Origin of the sequence: Streptococcus anginosus subsp. whileyi MAS624 (genome assembly GCF_000478925.1) — a bacterium.
Classification (GTDB): Bacteria; Bacillota; Bacilli; order Lactobacillales; family Streptococcaceae; genus Streptococcus; species Streptococcus whileyi.
In genome coordinates, this window is sequence record NZ_AP013072.1 from 458,859 (window position 1) to 478,161 (window position 19,303).

The window sequence follows — 19,303 nt, forward strand, 5'->3', positions numbered from 1 at the left end:
TATAAAGGAGAAAGAACATGGCTCAACAACGTCGTGGCGGATTTAAACGCCGTAAAAAAGTTGATTACATCGCAGCAAACAAGATTGAATATGTTGATTACAAAGATACTGAGCTTCTTAGCCGTTTCGTTTCAGAACGTGGGAAAATCCTTCCTCGTCGTGTAACAGGAACTTCAGCTAAAAACCAACGTAAAGTAACAACAGCAATCAAACGCGCTCGCGTAATGGCTTTAATGCCTTTCGTAAACGAAGACTAAAATATAAAAATGAGCATGAATTTCATAAAATCATGCTCATTTTTTAAAACTCAATCAGCAACTAAATAGGTTGCTTTTTTTATGCTCAAAATTGTTTGAAACGGTTGTCAAAAATACTTATTAGATCTTATTAAAACATCCACCTGTTGAAACAAGCGGATGTTCAAATAAAAATATGACTAAAGTTGTCTTGGTGCGGTTAAAGCACTGCGGATATTGAATTTCTTTTTGAGATAGAAACGAAGTGCCAAAGTTACTCCGCCAAACACTAGAATAAATAAGTTTGGCAGCTTTGGATTTAAAACTGCTGGCAACAGGAAGGTTGTTCCGTAAAGAACAATAGCCCATAATATCGTAGCAGCTGAAATGATTAGGAGCGATTTGAAAAATGGTGGCTTTTGACTTTGGTCTTGGTCGGAATAATAAAAGCGGTAAATAAAGTAATACATTCCGTAAAATACGAGTGCCCCCACCGCACTACCAAGTACAATCGTCACAATACCATAATTGCTAGGGTTTTTGGAGAATAAGTTAACACTACTATTTAAGATAGCAAATAAACTAAAGACAAATAAGAAAGCATCCATAATCATGAGATACGGATTGGTATTTTCTTTGATAGTTTGAGCTTCTTTTTGTTTTGCTTCTGAAAAATTCGCTGCCCAAACAGTAGGTGCTCCATAAAGTCCGCGAGCGGTAATTCCTTTTGCTTGATTTTCAAGAATCGTTGGGATGATTTCCTCTAGCAGGGCTTTGATTTCTTCGTCTGTCTTTCCATCTTTGATGAGTTGGTGGGTTGCGATACGGACAAATTCTTGATTTTTTTTGCTGAGTTTATCCAAAGAAACTTGTGTCATAAGATCTCCTTTTAATTAGAATAATTTTTTGTGAATAAGGTAAACAGTCAGGGAAACACTTATCGCAAAGGCGATAAAAATAATAATCCAAAAAGCGTGAGGTTCCCCGTTGAGCGGTAAGTCATTGTTTTTGAAGTTCATTCCATAGGCTGAAAAAATCATAGTTGGAATGGACATAACAATCGTCACTAAAGCTAGAGCTTTCATGATGTTATTTTGATTATTTGAAATGATAGAAGCAAACGTATCGGTCATGCTGTGCAAGATATTTCCATAAATATCTGCCATCTCAATCGCCTGCTGGGTCTCGATGAGTGTATCTTCCAGCAAGTCCTCATCTTCCAAATATTTCTTAATATTGCTTGTAGCGCTGGTCAATTTTTTAATCACGCGCTCATTGGTTTTCAAGGAAGCTTTGAAATAGACAATCGTTTTTTCAAGCTCCATGAGTTCAATCAATTCTTCATTGCGAGTGGACTTGTGCAGTTGACTTTCAATCTGCTCACTCTTGCGGTCAATAGAGCGTAACGCTGTCAGATAAAGCTCGGCATTGCGGTAAAGAATTTGGAAAATAAAGCGCGAACGCATGAAAGTATAGAAATTACGCAGTCGTCGATTGATAAAAATATCCAATAAAGGGAGTTTTTCCAAACAGGTGGTAATAATCGCCTCTTCGGTAATAATAATCCCTAGAGGGATGGTTACATAGTAAGTCTGATTATTTCGCTCCTCTGTAATTGGAACATCCACAATAATCAAGGTATATTCATCTTCGATGGTAACACGAGACATTTCCTCTGCGTCAAGGGGTGCTCGTAAGTCCGTAATATCAATGTCAAAGGCGTTGGCAATTTCAGTAGACTCACTTTGAGAAGGGTTGACTAAATTGATCCAAGTCCCCGACTCAAGCGTATCAATTTCTTTAAATTCAGTTGTTGTCGATAGAAAGACTTGTTTCATATTTTCCTCCTTCAGTTATTTACACACCGTACTATTATACTATAAATTTCCGAGTTTTTGGGTAAAAGATTGCAGAAAATTTTGTTATAATAGAAAGAAGTTTAAAATAAAGTGTGGTAAGAATGCAGGATAAAATTATCATTCATGGAGCGCGAGCTCATAATCTAAAAAATATTGATGTCACGATTCCGCGGGACAAACTGGTTGTCGTGACTGGTTTGTCTGGTTCGGGAAAGTCTAGCCTCGCTTTTGACACTCTCTATGCAGAAGGACAACGGCGCTATGTAGAAAGTTTGTCTGCCTATGCCCGTCAATTTTTGGGCAATATGGAAAAACCAGATGTGGATTCAATTGACGGACTTAGTCCAGCTATTTCTATTGACCAAAAAACGACCAGCAAGAATCCACGGTCAACGGTTGGAACAGCAACAGAAATCAACGATTACCTTCGTTTGCTCTATGCGCGTGTGGGTACTCCTTACTGTATCAATGGGCATGGAGCTATTACTGCTTCTGCTGTGGAACAAATCGTCAATCAAGTTTTGGAATTACCCGAACGTCAGCGATTACAAATTCTAGCGCCAGTTATCCGTAAGAAAAAAGGACAGCACAAGACAATCTTTGAAAAAATCCAAAAAGATGGGTATGTGCGAGTGCGCGCGGACGGGGACGTTTATGATGTAACCGAAGTCCCAGATCTTTCTAAAACGAAAAAGCACGATATCGAAGTAGTGGTGGACCGAATTGTTATTAAGGACGGTGTACGCAGTCGGTTGTTTGATTCGATTGAAGCAGCCTTAAGAATTGCGGACGGTTACGTGGTGATCGATACGATGGATGGCAAGGAATTACTCTTTTCCGAGCATTATGCTTGTCCAGTCTGTGGCTTTACGGTACCTGAGTTGGAGCCTCGCCTCTTTTCTTTTAATGCACCATTCGGCTCTTGTCCTGATTGTGACGGTCTGGGTGTGAAGTTGGAAGTGGACTTGGATATGGTGGTTCCTGACAGTAGTAAAACCTTGCGGGAAGGCGCCTTAGCTCCGTGGAATCCTATTTCTTCAAATTACTATCCTCAAATGCTAGAGCAGGCAATGACGGAATTTGGTATTGATATGGATAAGCCATTTGAGGACCTGACAGAAGACGAGCGGCAGCTGATTTTCTTTGGCTCTGAAGGACGAGAATTTCATTTCCATTATGAAAATGAATTTGGTGGTGTGCGAGATATTGACATTCCTTTTGAAGGCGTCGTGACCAATATCAACCGTCGCTACCATGAGACCAATAGTGATTTCACCCGTACCCAGATGCGGCTTTATATGAATGAGTTGACTTGTGCGAGTTGCCATGGTTATCGATTGAATCCACAAGCCTTGTCTGTTAAAGTGGGGGGTGAAGGTGGTCTTAATATTGGCCAAGTATCTGATTTGTCTATTGCAGATCATTTAGAATTGATTTCTCATCTGACATTGACTGAAAACGAAGTGGCCATTGCAACACCGATTATTAAAGAAATTCGCGATCGCTTGACTTTTCTTCATAATGTCGGACTTAATTATCTAACTCTGTCTCGGTCTGCGGGAACATTGTCGGGTGGGGAGAGTCAGCGGATCCGCTTGGCGACTCAAATCGGCTCTAATCTCAGCGGTGTTCTTTATATCTTAGATGAGCCTTCTATCGGTCTTCATCAGCGGGATAACAATCGCTTGATTGCCAGTCTCAAAAAAATGCGTGATTTGGGTAATACCCTCATTGTGGTTGAACATGATGAGGACACCATGCGTGAAGCGGATTGGTTAATTGATGTTGGACCGGGAGCTGGTGTTTTCGGTGGCGAAATTGTTGCGGCAGGCACACCTGATCAAGTTGCAAAAAACAAGAAATCAATTACAGGTCAGTATTTATCGGGCAAACGTGAAATTCCACTGCCATTGGAGCGCCGCGTAGGAAACGGCCTCTTTATTGAAGTAACAGGTGCGCGAGAGCACAATTTGCAAAATATCACAGCTCGTTTCCCTCTAGGAAAATTCATTGCTGTGACAGGTGTTTCTGGTTCCGGAAAGTCTACTCTGGTTAATTCTATTCTCAAAAAAGCAATCGCTCAAAAACTCAATCGTAATTCAGACAAACCGGGAAAATTTAAAAAGATTTCAGGCATTGAGCATATCGATCGTTTGATTGATATTGACCAGAGCCCGATTGGACGGACTCCTCGCTCCAATCCTGCCACCTATACTGGGGTTTTCGATGATATTCGTGATCTCTTTGCTAAAACCAACGAAGCTAAGATTCATGGGTATAAAAAAGGGCGTTTCTCTTTCAATGTGAAGGGGGGGCGCTGCGAGGCCTGCTCTGGGGATGGGATTATCAAGATTGAGATGCATTTTCTACCAGATGTCTACGTTCCTTGTGAAGTTTGCCACGGCACTCGCTACAATAGTGAAACTCTGGAAGTGCATTATAAGGATAAGAATATCGCACAAGTTTTGGATATGACGGTCAATGATGCAGTGGAATTTTTTAAGCATATTCCTAAAATTGAGCGGAAACTTCAGACCATCAAAGACGTAGGACTAGGATATGTAACGTTAGGACAACCTGCCACAACTCTGTCTGGTGGGGAGGCGCAGCGGATGAAACTAGCCAGCGAACTTCACAAGCGCTCAACAGGTAAGTCTTTCTATATTCTGGATGAACCAACTACAGGTCTGCACACGGAGGATATTGCGAAACTTCTCCAAGTGCTATCACGTTTTGTAGATGATGGCAACACGGTTCTCGTCATCGAGCATAATTTGGACGTTATTAAGACGGCTGATCACATTATTGACCTTGGGCCAGAAGGTGGTATTGGTGGAGGTACTATTATTGCAACTGGTACACCGGAAGAAGTAGCTGCAAACTCTGCTAGCTATACTGGCCAGTATCTAAAAGGAAAGTTAAAATAAGATTTAAAAGACTCTGCTTTTTTAGGCAGAGTCTTTTTTATAATAAATTACGAATTTTTTCTTTTATAAATGGGTTAAGAGAATAGTGTTTATCCAGATATTCTAGGAGTGCTTGAGCAGACTCAGAAATGCGTTCGTAACCTTGCAAAAAGTAAGGCAATTGCTTGGTTTCCTTGGGATAACCTTCTTCAAATCGTCTGTTGGTATTAAAGACATCTATAAAATTAGATTTAGAAGTTGTTTCCAAACTGATTAGTTCAGTCCAAAGCTTGACGGATCTGTTTTGGATCAAATCATAAGCAGCTAATTTTTCGCCTCGCTGATAGCGACCTAGCCCTAAATATAGATTACATGAAATTTCTCCCAACAGCCATTCACTGTCTCTGTTTTCTTTTGATGGCAGTCTTTGTGGCTGACAGATTGTTTCATCAAAACCGACCTCCTTCCAGATAATCTTGCTTTCAGCGAAGGGAATGTTTACTAGTTCATGAGCTTCAAAGACAGCAAATTCACAAAAAACATCATCTTCAAATAGAACTTTATGTCCGTCCACTGTATTTTGGTAGTGAAATGCAATTGGTTCTAGCTTACTTAACCAGGTTAGGTCTTGGATATAGGTCTGCTTGTAGCCATCTTTTACAATAACAAAGAAGTCTAAATCTGAGTACTGATCCAATCGTTCTCTTTCTGTTCCGCAAGAACCAAGTGCCAGCAAAGCTAGTGCTTCTTTCGAATCTTTTAGAGACTGACCAATCTCATCTAGTCTTTGTAACAGTAATTCAGTTTTATTCATATCGTTACCTCATTCTTTCTTATTTAACAAAAATTATACATTAATTATGCATTTAGCGCATTCAAATGTCAATTTCATCTAATCCTAACTATATAGATTGTATTATTTTCGGTATTTTTTTGCTATAATAAATTGAATCATTTTACGGAGGTTTTCTCATGTTATCAAGAGTTGAAAAATTTGAAGTAGCCTTAAAACAGACAGAGTGTGATGCTGTCTTGGTAACCAATTTGAAGAATATTTACTATCTGACGGGTTTTAGCGGGACAGAAGCGACGGTTTTTATTAGCAAAACGCGACGGATTTTTTTGACAGATTCCCGCTATGCCTTGATTGCCAAAGGTGTGGTCAAAGGATTTGATATTATTGAAACGCGTGATGCTTTGGGGGAAATCGCTAAAATCATTGGGGACGATAAATTAGAAAAAATTGGCTTTGATGATCAAGTGTCCTATGCCTATTTCAAGATGCTGAAAAGCGTATTTGCAGCCTATGAACTGATACCTATGAGCAGTTTCATCGAGAATCTGCGCATGATAAAAGATGCGGAAGAAATTGATACGATTCGAAAAGCTTGTCAAATTTCTGACCAAGCCTTTCTAGATGTCTTGGATTTTATCAAGCCGGGGCAAACAACGGAGCTACAAGTCATGAACTTTTTAGATGCTCGCATGCGCAAACTGGGTGCTTCAGGTGCGTCTTTTGATTTCATCATCGCCTCAGGATACCGCTCTGCCATGCCGCATGGAGTGGCGAGTGAAAAGGTCATCCAAACGGGTGAAACCTTGACAATGGATTTTGGTTGTTATTACAATCACTATGTTAGCGATATGACACGAACTATTCATGTTGGTCATGTGACGGATGAAGAGCGTGAAATTTACGATATTGTATTGCGGAGCAACCAAACTCTGATTGAGGCTGCGAAGGCTGGTATGACTCGCATTGAGTTTGATCAAGTGCCACGAAAAGTGATTAACGATGCAGGTTACGGACAATATTTCACACACGGGATTGGGCATGGGATTGGTCTTGATATTCATGAAATCCCTTATTTTGGGAAATCCTCTGAGCCGATTGAAGCAGGTATGGTCTTAACGGATGAGCCGGGCATTTATTTGGACGGAAAATACGGTGTGCGGATTGAAGATGACATTCTCATCACAGACACAGGTTGTGAGCTTTTAACACTTGCACCAAAAGAGTTAATTGTTATTTGAGAATTGTCAATGTTTATGATAAAATAAAGAGAAATCTATTTTAAAAGAGGTAATAATAATGATTGAAGCAAGTAAGCTGAAAGCTGGTATGACGTTTGAAACAACGGACGGAAAATTGATTCGTGTCCTTGAAGCAAGCCACCATAAACCAGGTAAAGGGAATACTGTTATGCGTATGAAATTACGGGATGTACGCACAGGTTCGACTTTTGACACAACTTACCGTCCTGAAGAAAAATTTGAACAAGCAATTATTGAAACGCGCCCAGCACAATACTTATACCAAATGGATGACACAGCTTATTTCATGGATACAGAGTCATTTGAACAATATGAAATCCCAGTAGCAAATGTAGAGCAAGAATTGAAATTTATTCTTGAAAATTCAGAAGTGAAAATTCAATTTTACGGAAGCGAAGTTATCGGTGTTACAGTTCCAACGACTGTAGAATTAGTCGTAACAGATACACAACCTTCTATCAAAGGAGCAACAGTAACAGGTTCTGGTAAGCCAGCTACTCTTGAAACAGGTCTGGTAGTGAACGTACCGGACTTTATCGAAGTTGGACAAAAATTGATTATCAATACGCAAGAAGGAACTTACATTTCTCGTGCATAATTTATGCTAAGAACTAGAAGTTCTTAAATTACTATCAAATTCAGACTGAGAGCCTGACAAATATTGTGCAGACTCCTTGAATGTCTTTGTGTCTTAAGAAAGGACAAGTTATGGCAACTGAACAATTAGGCGAAATCGTTATCGCACCACGTGTCTTAGAAAAAATTATTGCCATTGCAACGGCTAAAGTGGATGGCGTTTACTCTTTCGCAAATAAAAGCATGTCTGACAGTCTTGCAAAACGTTCTTTAGGACGTGGCGTCTATCTTCATACCGCCAGTGATGGCGAAGTAACTGTTGACATTTATTTATACTTAGAATACGGTGTAGGGGTGCCAGCAGTAGCTGTTGCTATTCAAAAAGCCGTTAAAAGTGCTGTTTCTGATATGGCAGAAGTTGAATTATCCGCAGTGAACATCCATGTAGCGGGTATTGTGCCTGAAAAAACACCAAAACCAGATTTAAAAGATTTGTTCGATGAGGATTTCCTCAATGACTGATGTACAACTGGAAGCAAGAAGAGAACTACGTGAACGTGCATTTCAAGCATTAATGAGTTTGGAATATGAAAAAGATATTGTAGAAGCGTGTCGTTTTGCATATCTCTATGATAAAGATATGACAAACGATTCTGATGTGGAAATTCCAGCCTTTTTATTGAACCTCGTCACGGGTGTTGAACAGTCTAAAAACGAGTTGGATGACAAGCTTAGCCAGTACCTAAAAGAAGGTTGGACTTTGGAACGTCTTACATTGATAGAAAAAAATATTCTTCGCTTGGGATTGTTTGAGATGACAGAGTTTGATACACCTCAACTAGTCGCAATCAATGAAGCAATTGAGCTATCTAAAAAATTCTCAGATGAAAAATCGAGCAAGTTTATCAATGGTATTTTAAGTAAATTTGTTATAGAATAAATTTTAAGAAGAAATGAATACAGGATTGAGAGGACGAACTTCGTTCTCTCTTTTTCAATTTTATCCGCTAAACAGCTTCAGAAAACCTCTGAAGTGACAGGGATGCTGCTCACGAGACCCAGAAGAGATGCAATAAGATAAAAAATAGATAGAAGAAAACCAAAGGGTTCTCCTTCATGCTATCCTTAAAAGGTAAGTAAAAGGAAGGAGAAGGAAATGGAGTTCAAGGAGTTATATGGCAAGGTAAGAGGAATTGTGCTGAAGTGTCGGAGGGAATATTATGTCCACCTGTGGGAATTAAGCGATTGGGAACAAGAGGGGATGTTGGTGCTCTATCAGTTGGTGAGTCGCTATCCGCAGCTAGTAGAAGAAGATCATCAGCTCTATGTTTACTATAAGACCAAGTTCCGCAATCATATCCTAGACATCCTCCGTAAACAGGAAAGTCAAAAACGCAAACTTGATCGTCAAGCTTATGAAGAAGTGAGCGAGATTGGTCACAAGCTCAGCCTAAAAGAACTATATCTGGATGAATTGGTGATTCTCCGAGACCAGCTAAAGAGCTATCAAGCTCAACTGAGTCCAGAGAAACAAGAGCAGTATGAGTGCTTACTAGCCGATGAACGGTTCAAGGGTCGCCAAGCGATGATTCGAGAATTAAGAGCCTACTTAAAAGACTATAGCGATTAAACTAAGTCAGAACTTTTCCCTTTTTAAAGGTCATTTTCATTTTGCTACCTCTAAAAAATTTAATTCACTTTTTTTCATTTTCCTCTTGACATGGAACTCATTCCAGATTGTACAATGAAGTCAAGCTAGCGAAGAAATAAGATTTGAACTCGGAGTAGAGCGCAAATCCATAAAGAAAAGGAGAGAAAAATCATGCAAACAAGAACGATTAAACGTATTTTTACTGATATGGATGGGGCACTTTTAAATTCAAAGGGGCAAGTTTCCGAAAGGAATGCCAGACGCATTCGCAGAGCAGATATTCCGATTACGTTGGTCTCTGCGCGTGCGCCAATGGAGATGCGTGAGGCTATTGAATTGTTGGGTTTGCAAGGTCCGCAAGTGGGCTTTAATGGTGGTTTGATTTATGAGGTTGTCAATCATCAAATTCGTCCGCTGCACACCAAGATTATTTTCAAGCAGACCGCGGCAACGATTTTACAGGCTGTGCGGCAGCATTTTCCGAAGGTCAGTCTCAGTTATTACGACTTGACTCATCAGGCACCGACTCAGGTTCATGATGATTAGCTTTGAAGAGGAAGAAATGCAAGATTTGCAGACTTATCTGAATAGTCTAGGACTAACTAGTGTTACAATTCTGCGTTCTGGTCGGTTTTATTTAGAAATCACTAGCAAAGAAGCTCGAAAATCATCAGGGATTGATTACATTAGTCGGAAAGAAAATCTAAAAAAAGAAGAAACGGCTGCCTTTGGTGACGGTCACAATGACATTCCGATGCTAGAAATGGTTGGTTTTCCGATTGTCATGGCCAATGCCTTTAAAGATGTGAAGGCACATGCTTTTAAAATTACCAAAAGTAACGATGAGGACGGAGTTGGTTACGGAATTCACAGGTATCTCGTCAGTTAAGCTTGAAAATCAGAAAGGAACTCGATGACCAATATTTGAGAAATAGCGAAGTTGAGTGGCTATTCGGTGTCCAGTGTGTTGCGCGTGCTCAACAATCACCCATATGTGTCAGACGAGGCACGGGGGAAAATCCTGCAAATTGTCAGAGAACTGGACTATTCTCTAAATCTAGTCGCAAAAGAACTGAGTTTGGGCAATACTTATAAAGTGGGTGTAGTCATTCCTCATGTGCGTCACACTTATTTACCAAGCTCATCAATGGTATGTTGGATTGAGCGCAGAGAAGTGCCTATAATTTGCTGCTTTTGCCGTCTCAGTATGACAAAGAACTAGAGCTTCAGTACCTGGAACAATTGCGAGGTCAGGCTTTTGATCATTTGATTTTCACCTCACGAAGCATAGATTTGGAAACCATTGCTTCCTATGCTAAGTACGGAAATATTGTCTGCTTAGAAACGGTAAATCATTCTCAACTGAGTAGTGTCTATGTGGATCGCAAACCAGCTTGTAGAGAAGCTTTTCGCTAGTTGAAAGAACTGGGTTATCAACATTTAGCCCTTATTTTCACCCGTAAAGACAAGCGAAGTTCCACCTATCGTATGGTCAGAGAGGCTTATGATGAAGTCTATGGCTCGGAGCACGATCCGGTGATTCTCGAAGGAGTTGCGATAGAAGAGGATGCTTATCAGAAAGCTCCTGAACTTTGGCAATACCCGGAGATTGACTGTATTTTTTCAAATGGGGATGACATGGCAGCAGGGTTTATGCAGGCTTATGAGGAAGCTGGAAAACAGCTGCCTTTCATTATGGGGCAAGAAAATATGCTGGCCGGACGCCTTCTGGGTCTTTCTACCATTGACAATAAATCCTACCAGCTAGGTCAGGAAAGTTTCAAGCAGGTTTTATCTGAAGAGAAAAAAACCATTGTGCTCAAATCAGAGTTTATCCAGCGATAAGAGACTTGTTGTTTTTCAAATTAGCTTACTTATTTAATAAAGAAGAAGAGTTTGGGACAAAAAGATTTCAATTTTTAAAAATCTTAATTATTAAGCCCTTCAAATCTATAATTAAATGCGAAAAGCGAACAAAGCAGAATTCTGATTACCAGAAAACTAGTTTTGTTCGCTTTTTATACTTGAGGTCGGACTTTTGTCCCAGCCCCTTTTTTACTGAAATTTTTCTAAACAGAAAATATTGACAAGAAAAAGTAGACAGTGTATACTAAAAAAGAAGAGGATGTTGTATACTTGCTGGAGGACGAAAATGAAACGCAATACGGCAGAGTTAAAAGAAAGACTGATCCAGACGGGGATTGAAGAGATTGAGAGCCATGGTATCGACCAGCTATCACTGAGGACTGTCGCTAAATCCTGCGGTGTTACTCACGGCACCCCTTACCGGCATTTTGAAAGTAAGGAAAACTATTTAAAAGTTGTTTTAAAGCGCCTTTCTGTTTTTCTCAACCAAGAAATCCAAAAAGAGATCGATTGGAAGGCTTCTGCGCGGAATCAACTGGCCCAAATGGGCTTTAACTTTATCATCTTTGCGAAGGCTTACCCCTATTTCTTTGAGGCCCTCTTCATTAAATTTCCTTTTAAGTATATGAAAGTCACTCAGGATACTATTTCGCTGGATTCTGATTTGCCAGGATTCGCTGCATTTAAACGGATTGTTTTAGAGCTTCGTAAGGAGGAAGGCTTTACAAACAGCGAAGCTGAAACACTGTTTCATTTTTGGAGTTTTATTTCAGGTCTTGCTGTTTTGGCGAACAGTCCCATTGGACGTGACCTTGACAACAAAGCCATTCAGACTAACATTGAGCAGATGCTTGATATCTATATAAAAGGAGAACAGTCATGAAAATCTTAATTATTTTTACTCATCCAAACCCTCAAAGTTTTGACGGTGCTATTCTCAAGCAAGTCCAAACCAATCTTTCTGAAGCGCATTCTGTCAAAACCTTAGATTTATATGCTGAACAGTTTGATTCAATCTTACGATTTGATGAAAATCAAAAACGCCGCGATTTGGCTAAGGTTCCTGAAATGGAAAAATACCGTGATCTTGTCACTTGGGCAGACCACCTAATCTTTATTTTCCCGATTTGGTGGAGCGGTATGCCGGCTATTCTCAAAGGATTTATTGACCGAGCATTTGTAGCTGGTTTCGCTTATTCTTATAAAAAAGTCGGTCTTGAAGGGCACTTACAAGGAAAATCTGCTTGGATTATCACCACCCATAATACGCCGTCCTTTGTGCTGCCTTTTATTCAGGATTACGGCAAAGTTCTGAAAAATCAAATTTTAAAAATCTGTGCTGTCGCACCGGTTAAGCTAACACAATTAACAAACGTTGAAAAAATCTCTGATGAGCAGCGTCAGCAATTCTTAGAAAGCATTGCTCAAGTGGCCCGTCATATTTAAAATAACAATGTTTGCAAAGCAGAAATAGTATGATACAGCTGAAAACTAACTCAACAGTCCATTTCTTATGAAACATTTCTTGAAAACCTGCGTAAAATTGCTATAATGGAAGTTGAAATTTTAAGGAGGAGTCATGATGGAATATAAGCAAGTGGAATGCAGGTTAGTGGATCATGGAATCAGAGAGTATAAAAATTTTAAAGGAATCAAGATTTATAGTAACAGCCGTTTTTCTGAAGATAGGAAAAAATAATCTATCAAACGATTTATCTGACACCCAAGAAGAACCTTGTCTACTATCAAAGAGAAGATCTCAACTATGATTCAGAGTGGTGGCTCAGAAAGCATAAGGATCTACCATTCTACCATCAGCAAGAGGCAGATACGGTTTTCAAAATTTGCCAAGCTTTTGCTGAGTTAAGCTCTTACCTAGACAAATCTACTATCAACAAGTTGGAGCAAAGGTTAGCGGCAGGTGCTTTTATTGAAACCTTGAATATTTAACTTTACAGACAGCCAGTCTTTACGGACTGGTTTTTTTGTATGAAGTCAGCTGCATTGTTTCATAGGATATTTGTCCATTTTTGTTATTGATAAATTGTAAAATATAGTGCAACAAAAAAACTCATAGCGTTTCATTGGTGTAAACTGTAAGTAACCACACAAACAGAATCCCGAGGAAAAACTATGAGCTACTTCCATCTTACCATAACCGACCGAATAAAGATAGAAACCTACTTGGAATTAGGTTTGAAACCTTGCCAAATTGCAAGTAAACTTGGCGTCCATAAGTCTACCATTTCAAGAGAGTTAAGACGATGCCAAAATGGTTACTCCGCAGCCCTAGCACAGGAACAGTATGACCACAGGGCTAAGCAAAAAGGTCGGAAGTCTCGTTTGACACCAACGTTGAAAAAGGAAATTGAGGACGGTTTAAAATCCTCCTGGTCGCCTGAACAGATTTGTGGCCGCTATCAGCTTGAACAAAGGCCGATGGTAGCTTTTAAAACAATCTATAACTGGCTCTATGCTGGTTTGATTGCTCTGGATTTGAGTGTCCTTCGTCGTAAAGGAAAAACTCGACAACCTAAAGAAACACGTGGAAGATTTAGGATTGGCACATCGATTGCCAAACGTCCTAAAGAGGTCAGGAATCGTGAGACCTTTGGTCACTGGGAGCTCGATACTGTGGTGTCTTCCAGAGGCAAAAGCAAGGGCTGTTTAGCGACCTTTCTGGAGCGAAAAACGCGCTTTTACTTAGCTTTCAAGATACCAGACAGAACAGCCAAATCCATGTTTTCAGCCATCGAACAACTTTATAAGCTATTTCCAAAAGAGGCTCTTAAAACCTTCACTTCAGATAGGGGAAAAGAGTTTGCCTGCTATCCTCTGGTAGAGAATTTAGGAATTTCCTTTTTCTTTGCGGACGCCTATTCATCCTGGCAGAGAGGAAGCAATGAAAACGCCAATGGCTTACTAAGAGAATATTTTCCAAAGAAAACAGATTTAGCCGCTATCTCTGATGAGGCTTTGAACAAGGCCTTATATGATATCAATCACCGACCACGAAAATGTTTAGCTTACAGAACTGCTTGTGAAGCTCTAGTGGATGAGTACGAGTAAATGTTGCACTTATTCTTGCAATTTATCTTATAATATAGAAAATACATTTAACCTTTGTCAAAAAAACAGAGATTTTTGTTTGAAAACCTTTACATTTTGTTGATAAATGTATATAATATCTACAGAAAACGTTTGCACTAGCCTAAAAATATTTGTGCAACTAAAAAATAAAGGAGTTTTCTTTTTATGAAGAAAGTTTATCGTTTACAATCTCGAACAGCTGAGAAGCGTCAGCATTTTGGAATCCGCAGATTAAAAGTAGGGGTAGCGTCTATTGCTATTTCTGCTAGTGTTTTTTTGGCGGGGAATGTCTTAGCGCAAGCAGAGGAAGCAAATAGTGTCGAAAACATATCTATTGAAACGGTGCAACCAACATCACCAACAAGTGAGCGGTCTGATAAAGTAGAAGTGACGAATCATCAAGCAGTCGTTTCGGAAAAGTCGGAAAATCAAGAGCAAGCAAGCAGCTCGCTTTTGTCAACATCTAGTGTTGCCAATTCTTTACGTACAGCTTTAACTGAGGAAAGCTCATCAGAAAAACTTGACTTGACCCAAGCTCACTCCGTAAGAGAAAATACCCCAGCTTTAACGACAGATTCAAGTACGGAAGCTCAAGCAACGAAAAAGGAAACTGCACAAGCAGCAGAAGAAAAAACGGCAACGAAGCCTGTTGAGAAAGCTGCATCAGCTGCGACGCCAGCTAAAGAAGACAAAATTGAAGAGGGCAGCATTCGTCTGCATTTTAAGACACTTCCGTCGGAGAATTTAGCTAGTCTTGGCTTGTGGACCTGGGATGATGTGGAAACACCTTCCAGCCAAAAAGGTAGCTGGCCAACAGGAGCAACCAGCTTTTCAACGGCTAAAAAGGATGATTATGGCTATTATCTTGATATCAAAATGGCACAAAAACGGAGCAAGATTAGTCTCTTAATCAATAATACAGCAGGTACAAATCTAACAGGTGATAAGACGATTGAATTGCTCAGCCCGAATATGAACGAGGTCTGGTTTGATAAGGATTACAATCTTCATACCTATGAGCCTCTAAAAGAGGGCATGGTACGAATCAATTATTATCGGACAGACGGGAATTATGACAAGAAGTCTCTTTGGCTTTGGGGAGATGTGGAAAATCCTAGCAAAAATTGGCCTGACGGAGTGGATTTCGAAAAAACAGGCAAGTATGGTCGCTATGTAGATGTTCCTTTAAAAGATGCTGCAAAAGCAATTGGTTTTCTGCTTTTAGATGAAAGCAAATCAGGTGACGATGTGAAGATTCAACCGCAGGATTATAATTTGACAAATTTGAAGAAAAACAGTCAAATTTTCCTCCGAGATGCAGATCCGAACATTTATACCAATCCTTATTTTGTTAATGATATTCGTATGACAGGAGCACAACATATCGGCTTGACAGAGATTGAAGCAACTTTTTCAACTCTTGAAAATGCCAAAAAAGAAGATATTTTAAAAAATCTAAAAATTACAGACAAGGATAGTAAAGAAGTGGTTGTGAAAGACATTGTGCTTGATCCCAAAACAAAGAAAGCAAAAATCATAGGAGACTTTGGACAAGCGCAAGCTCCTTATACGGTAAAGTATGGCAACGACCAATTTAAAACCAGTATGAATTGGCAGTTGAAGGATAGTCTCTACAAATATGATGGTGAATTGGGTGCGCGTGTTAGCCAAAAAGGTACGAAAGTGGATGTGACCTTCTGGTCACCAAGTGCGGATCAGGTAGATTTGGTTGTTTATGATAAAAATGATCAGAACAAAGTAGTTGGTAAAGTAGCGATGACAAAAGGAGAAGCTGGTACTTGGAGGACAACATTGACATCGCAAACAAATCTAGAAATTAAGGATTATCGCGGTTATTTCTATCATTATGAAATTACGCGCGGTGATAAAAAAGTACTAGCTTTGGATCCATATGCCAAATCTTTGGCAGCTTGGAACAGCGAAGATGCCGAAAAAGGTGAGTCTTACAAGATTGCAAAGGCAGCTTTTGTTGACCCAAGTGAGCTTGGTCCGAAAAATCTGACCTATGCGAACATTCCAGGCTTCAAGAGTCGGGAGGATGCAGTTATCTACGAAACGCACGTCCGTGATTTTACTTCTGACGCAACTATTTCTAAGGATTTGAAGTCTCAATTTGGAACATTCTCAGCTTTCGTTGAAAAATTGGACTATTTAAAAGAACTTGGGGTTACTCATATTCAGTTACTGCCGGTTTTAAGTTATTATTTTGTCAATGAATTGAAAAATGCCGAGAGATTGGACAAGTATGCTTCTAGCAATAGCAACTACAACTGGGGTTATGATCCACAAAACTACTTCTCCTTGACAGGAATGTATTCAACCAATCCGACAGATCCAGCTAAGCGCATTGAAGAATTTAAAAATCTTGTTCATGAAATTCACAAGCGCGGAATGGGTGTGATTATGGATGTGGTTTATAATCACACGGCAAAGACCTCTATTTTTGAAGATTTAGAGCCGAATTACTATCACTTTATGGATGCAGACGGCACTCCTAGAACTAGTTTTGGTGGCGGACGTTTGGGAACGACGCACTACATGAGCCGTCGTGTTTTGGTGGATTCTATCAAATATTTGACGAGCGAATACAAAGTGGATGGCTTCCGTTTTGATATGATGGGAGATCACGATGCAGAATCCATTCAAAAAGCGTATGAGGAGGCTAAAAAGCTCAATCCAAATCTGGTGATGCTAGGTGAGGGGTGGAAGACTTACGCTGGAGATGAAAATAAACCAGTCCAACCAGCGGATCAATCTTGGATGAAATCTACCGATACAGTCGGTGTATTCTCAGATGATATTCGAAATACCTTGAAATCTGGTTATCCGAACGAAGGAGCACCTGCCTTTATCACAGGTGGAAAACGCAATGTCGAAGATGTTTTCAAAAACATCAAAGCACAACCAACGAATTTTGAAGCAGATGATCCGGGAGATGTGATTCAGTACATTGCTGCGCATGATAATTTGACCCTCTTTGATGTGATTGCTCAATCTATTAAAAAAGATCCAGCTATCGCAGCGAACAATCAAGAAATTCACCGTCGCCTGCGTTTGGGCAATCTAATGATCCTTACTTCTCAAGGGACGTCATTCCTTCACTCTGGACAAGAATACGGACGAACCAAGCAATTCCGTGACCCAGCTTATAAATATACGGTTTCAGAAGACAAAGTACCAAATAAATCACACCTGCTGACCAATGCGGACGGAACACCATTTGAATATCCTTACTTTATCCACGACTCTTATGATTCGAGCGATGCGGTCAATCATTTTGACTGGACAAAGGCAACAAACGGTGACAAATTCCCTGAAAATACGAAGAGTCGCGACTATGTGAAAGGGATGATTGCTTTGCGGAAGTCAACAGATGCCTTTACACGCAAGACCAAAGCTGAAGTCGATCAAAATGTCACTTTAATCACTCAGCCAGGCAAAGACGGGGTTGAAAAAGAGGATACGGTTCTTGGATACCAAGTTGTGGCTTCAAATGGAGACATTTACGCTGTCTTTGTTAATGCGGATAGCAAGAAGCGAAAGTTTAACTTTGGCGAAGCTTACAGGCATTTGGCAAATGCTCAAGTTGTGGCAGATGGCAATACCGCAGGAGTAACGGCTATTTCAAATCCAGCTGGTGTGGCCTTAGGAGCAGACGGGGTTACCTTAGCACCATTGACAGCGACGATTTTACGCATTCAAAAAAATAGCAAACCAAATCAAGAAAAACCAAAAGAAGAACAAAATCAAACCAAGCCTTCTACGCCGAAAGGAGAGTCTGGTCAAACAACGACTTCGTCAACACAGTCAAATACTTCAGCTAGTCAGACGCAGCAACAGCAAGCAGGAGCTGGAAAAGCAGATAAGACTTTACCGTCCACAGGGACGACAATTTCCATTGCTGGCGTGCTAGCAGGAATTGGCTTGTTGTTATCAAGTGTAGTTGTCCTTAAGAAAAAGAAATAAAGATTGAAGGTTTGTGAGCTGTAGGGATTCTAAGCTCCTTACAGCTCATTATTTTAGATGAACTTGTTAGCTGTCTTCTGTAAATCTATTTTTCTCCTACATTTAGACAGATATCTTGAAATGTCTTTATGAAAGCGCTATAATTTTGATAGATTAATATTAGGAGGATTGGTTTTATGAAATCATCTAAAGCCACAATCACAATTTTCTCTGCTCTTGCTTCGGTTATTTTATTGACCAGCTGTGGAACGAAGACGACAGACAATAAGGCTGCGCAAAGTAACACATCTGACAGTAAAGTCACCATGACTTATGACCAATTGCGGTCAAGGGAAAATACCATGTCCACTCTTTGGTATCAAAAGTCAGATGAAGCTAAAGCGCTGTACCTACAAGGTTATAATGTCGCAACGAATCGTTTGAAAGAATTGTTGCAAAAACCGACAGATAAGCCTTACTCAATCGTTCTTGACTTAGATGAAACAGTATTAGACAACAGTCCTTATCAAGTTCAAAATGTCAAAGACGGTACGGCCTTTAATCCTAAAAATTGGGATGCATGGGTGAAAAAGGCTTCAGCTAAGGCGGTTCCTGGTGCCAAAGAATTTCTCCAATATGCACATCAAAACGGTGTTCAAATCTACTATGTTTCTGACCGTGATGCGAGCCAGGTAGACGCGACAATTAAGAATTTGGAAAAAGAAGGCATTCCAGTACAAGGGAAAGACCATTTGATGTTCTTAGAAAAAGGTGTGAAATCAAAAGAAGGTCGCCGTCAGAAAGTACAAGAAACGACGAATTTGGCCATGCTTTTAGGTGATAACCTCGTTGACTTTGCGGATTTCTCAAAAACATCAGCAGAAGAACGTAGTAAGAAATTAGAAGAATTAAAGAACGAATTCGGTGGAAAGTTCATCATCTTCCCAAATCCAATGTACGGTTCATGGGAAAGCACTGTTTATAAAGGTAAAAAATTAGATGCGAAAGGTCAAACTGAAGAACGTCAAAAAGCATTAGAAGGATATAAAAAATAAAAAGGAAAACAGACTCAATGTCAACTGTAGTGGGTAACCTATC

18 protein-coding genes and 2 pseudogenes are annotated in these 19,303 nt (G+C 39.9%); 17 read left to right on the forward strand and 3 right to left on the reverse strand.

The features are described from left to right. Positions 1-17: 17 nt before the first annotated feature. Positions 18-257: a 30S ribosomal protein S18 gene (rpsR, locus tag ANG_RS02420; protein WP_000068664.1), complete on the forward strand. Its 240-nt coding sequence runs from the start codon at positions 18-20 to the stop codon at positions 255-257. 179 nt (positions 258-436) lie between these two features. Here rpsR and ANG_RS02425 read toward each other — a convergent pair whose 3' ends face one another. Beyond that, positions 437-1,114, reverse strand: a complete 678-nt coding sequence (locus ANG_RS02425; protein ID WP_003037754.1) for a DUF1129 domain-containing protein — start codon at positions 1,112-1,114, stop codon at positions 437-439. A 15-nt stretch (positions 1,115-1,129) separates the two neighbouring features. Continuing rightward, a complete protein-coding gene (locus ANG_RS02430; RefSeq protein WP_003030529.1) occupies positions 1,130-2,074 on the reverse strand; it encodes a magnesium transporter CorA family protein in 945 nt (314 codons plus the stop codon). Positions 2,075-2,196: 122 nt separating this feature from the next. On the opposite strand from ANG_RS02430, the gene uvrA reads away from it, so the two are divergent. Further along, positions 2,197-5,022 (forward strand): excinuclease ABC subunit UvrA, encoded by a 2,826-nt coding sequence (gene uvrA, locus ANG_RS02435; protein WP_003037804.1) that lies wholly within the window; start codon positions 2,197-2,199, stop codon positions 5,020-5,022. Positions 5,023-5,059: 37 nt separating this feature from the next. Here uvrA and ANG_RS02440 read toward each other — a convergent pair whose 3' ends face one another. Beyond that, the gene (locus tag ANG_RS02440; protein WP_020999818.1) at positions 5,060-5,815 is read right to left on the reverse strand and encodes a hypothetical protein; all 756 of its coding nucleotides are present in this window, start codon (positions 5,813-5,815) and stop codon (positions 5,060-5,062) included. 158 nt (positions 5,816-5,973) lie between these two features. Here ANG_RS02440 and ANG_RS02445 point away from each other — a divergent pair, with 158 nt between their 5' ends. The 15 genes and pseudogenes from ANG_RS02445 (at position 5,974) to ANG_RS02505 (ending at position 19,260) form a co-directional block, all read left to right on the forward strand. Then, the gene (locus ANG_RS02445) at positions 5,974-7,035 is read left to right on the forward strand and encodes a M24 family metallopeptidase (protein ID WP_025271618.1); all 1,062 of its coding nucleotides are present in this window, start codon (positions 5,974-5,976) and stop codon (positions 7,033-7,035) included. Positions 7,036-7,093: 58 nt separating this feature from the next. Next, a complete protein-coding gene (efp, locus tag ANG_RS02450; RefSeq protein ID WP_003037772.1) occupies positions 7,094-7,654 on the forward strand; it encodes an elongation factor P in 561 nt (186 codons plus the stop codon). A gap of 110 nt (positions 7,655-7,764) precedes the next feature. Next, on the forward strand, positions 7,765-8,154 hold the full coding sequence (locus ANG_RS02455) for an Asp23/Gls24 family envelope stress response protein (RefSeq protein ID WP_003037725.1): 390 nt from the start codon (positions 7,765-7,767) through the stop codon (positions 8,152-8,154). Continuing rightward, complete coding sequence (gene nusB, locus ANG_RS02460) at positions 8,147-8,572, forward strand: transcription antitermination factor NusB (RefSeq protein WP_003037723.1); 426 nt, start codon at positions 8,147-8,149, stop codon at positions 8,570-8,572. Before ANG_RS02455 ends, nusB begins: the two co-directional genes overlap by 8 nt. 216 nt (positions 8,573-8,788) lie before the next feature. After that, positions 8,789-9,262: a sigma-70 RNA polymerase sigma factor region 4 domain-containing protein gene (locus tag ANG_RS02465; RefSeq protein ID WP_020999816.1), complete on the forward strand. Its 474-nt coding sequence runs from the start codon at positions 8,789-8,791 to the stop codon at positions 9,260-9,262. A gap of 192 nt (positions 9,263-9,454) precedes the next feature. Then, positions 9,455-10,172 (forward strand): annotated as a pseudogene (locus tag ANG_RS02470) (HAD family hydrolase). 84 nt (positions 10,173-10,256) lie between these two features. Continuing rightward, positions 10,257-10,505: a LacI family DNA-binding transcriptional regulator gene (locus tag ANG_RS11325; protein ID WP_231847296.1), complete on the forward strand. Its 249-nt coding sequence runs from the start codon at positions 10,257-10,259 to the stop codon at positions 10,503-10,505. Beyond that, positions 10,469-10,699: a type 1 periplasmic-binding domain-containing protein gene (locus ANG_RS11330; protein WP_231847299.1), complete on the forward strand. Its 231-nt coding sequence runs from the start codon at positions 10,469-10,471 to the stop codon at positions 10,697-10,699. Before ANG_RS11325 ends, ANG_RS11330 begins: the two co-directional genes overlap by 37 nt. Next, positions 10,700-11,128 (forward strand): type 1 periplasmic-binding domain-containing protein, encoded by a 429-nt coding sequence (locus ANG_RS11335; protein WP_231847301.1) that lies wholly within the window; start codon positions 10,700-10,702, stop codon positions 11,126-11,128. Positions 11,129-11,435: 307 nt separating this feature from the next. After that, complete coding sequence (locus ANG_RS02480; protein WP_003037776.1) at positions 11,436-12,032, forward strand: TetR/AcrR family transcriptional regulator; 597 nt, start codon at positions 11,436-11,438, stop codon at positions 12,030-12,032. Next, entirely contained in the window at positions 12,029-12,595 is a 567-nt protein-coding gene (locus ANG_RS02485) for an NAD(P)H-dependent oxidoreductase (RefSeq protein WP_025271619.1), read from the forward strand. The genes ANG_RS02480 and ANG_RS02485 overlap by 4 nt, the downstream gene beginning before the upstream one ends. Positions 12,596-12,731: 136 nt before the next feature. Further along, positions 12,732-13,099, forward strand: a pseudogene (locus ANG_RS11605) (EXLDI protein). 183 nt (positions 13,100-13,282) lie between these two features. Beyond that, positions 13,283-14,218: an IS30 family transposase gene (locus ANG_RS02495; protein ID WP_020999450.1), complete on the forward strand. Its 936-nt coding sequence runs from the start codon at positions 13,283-13,285 to the stop codon at positions 14,216-14,218. 186 nt (positions 14,219-14,404) lie between these two features. Beyond that, positions 14,405-18,226, forward strand: coding sequence for a pullulanase (locus ANG_RS02500; protein ID WP_025271620.1), 3,822 nt, complete (start codon positions 14,405-14,407; stop codon positions 18,224-18,226). Positions 18,227-18,402: 176 nt separating this feature from the next. After that, entirely contained in the window at positions 18,403-19,260 is an 858-nt protein-coding gene (locus ANG_RS02505; RefSeq protein ID WP_003037792.1) for a 5'-nucleotidase, lipoprotein e(P4) family, read from the forward strand. The last annotated feature ends 43 nt before the right edge of the window (positions 19,261-19,303 follow it).

Bases quoted from the DNA above. Each gene is read 5' to 3' on its own strand.
- rpsR (WP_000068664.1), top strand. From the start codon at position 18: ATGGCTCAACAACGTCGTGGCGGATTTAAACGCCGTAAAAAAGTTGAT.
- ANG_RS02425 (WP_003037754.1), bottom strand. From the start codon at position 1,114: ATGACACAAGTTTCTTTGGATAAACTCAGCAAAAAAAATCAAGAATTT.
- ANG_RS02430 (WP_003030529.1), bottom strand. From the start codon at position 2,074: ATGAAACAAGTCTTTCTATCGACAACAACTGAATTTAAAGAAATTGAT.
- uvrA (WP_003037804.1), top strand. From the start codon at position 2,197: ATGCAGGATAAAATTATCATTCATGGAGCGCGAGCTCATAATCTAAAA.
- ANG_RS02440 (WP_020999818.1), bottom strand. From the start codon at position 5,815: ATGAATAAAACTGAATTACTGTTACAAAGACTAGATGAGATTGGTCAG.
- ANG_RS02445 (WP_025271618.1), top strand. From the start codon at position 5,974: ATGTTATCAAGAGTTGAAAAATTTGAAGTAGCCTTAAAACAGACAGAG.
- efp (WP_003037772.1), top strand. From the start codon at position 7,094: ATGATTGAAGCAAGTAAGCTGAAAGCTGGTATGACGTTTGAAACAACG.
- ANG_RS02455 (WP_003037725.1), top strand. From the start codon at position 7,765: ATGGCAACTGAACAATTAGGCGAAATCGTTATCGCACCACGTGTCTTA.
- nusB (WP_003037723.1), top strand. From the start codon at position 8,147: ATGACTGATGTACAACTGGAAGCAAGAAGAGAACTACGTGAACGTGCA.
- ANG_RS02465 (WP_020999816.1), top strand. From the start codon at position 8,789: ATGGAGTTCAAGGAGTTATATGGCAAGGTAAGAGGAATTGTGCTGAAG.
- ANG_RS02480 (WP_003037776.1), top strand. From the start codon at position 11,436: ATGAAACGCAATACGGCAGAGTTAAAAGAAAGACTGATCCAGACGGGG.
- ANG_RS02485 (WP_025271619.1), top strand. From the start codon at position 12,029: ATGAAAATCTTAATTATTTTTACTCATCCAAACCCTCAAAGTTTTGAC.
- ANG_RS02495 (WP_020999450.1), top strand. From the start codon at position 13,283: ATGAGCTACTTCCATCTTACCATAACCGACCGAATAAAGATAGAAACC.
- ANG_RS02500 (WP_025271620.1), top strand. From the start codon at position 14,405: ATGAAGAAAGTTTATCGTTTACAATCTCGAACAGCTGAGAAGCGTCAG.
- ANG_RS02505 (WP_003037792.1), top strand. From the start codon at position 18,403: ATGAAATCATCTAAAGCCACAATCACAATTTTCTCTGCTCTTGCTTCG.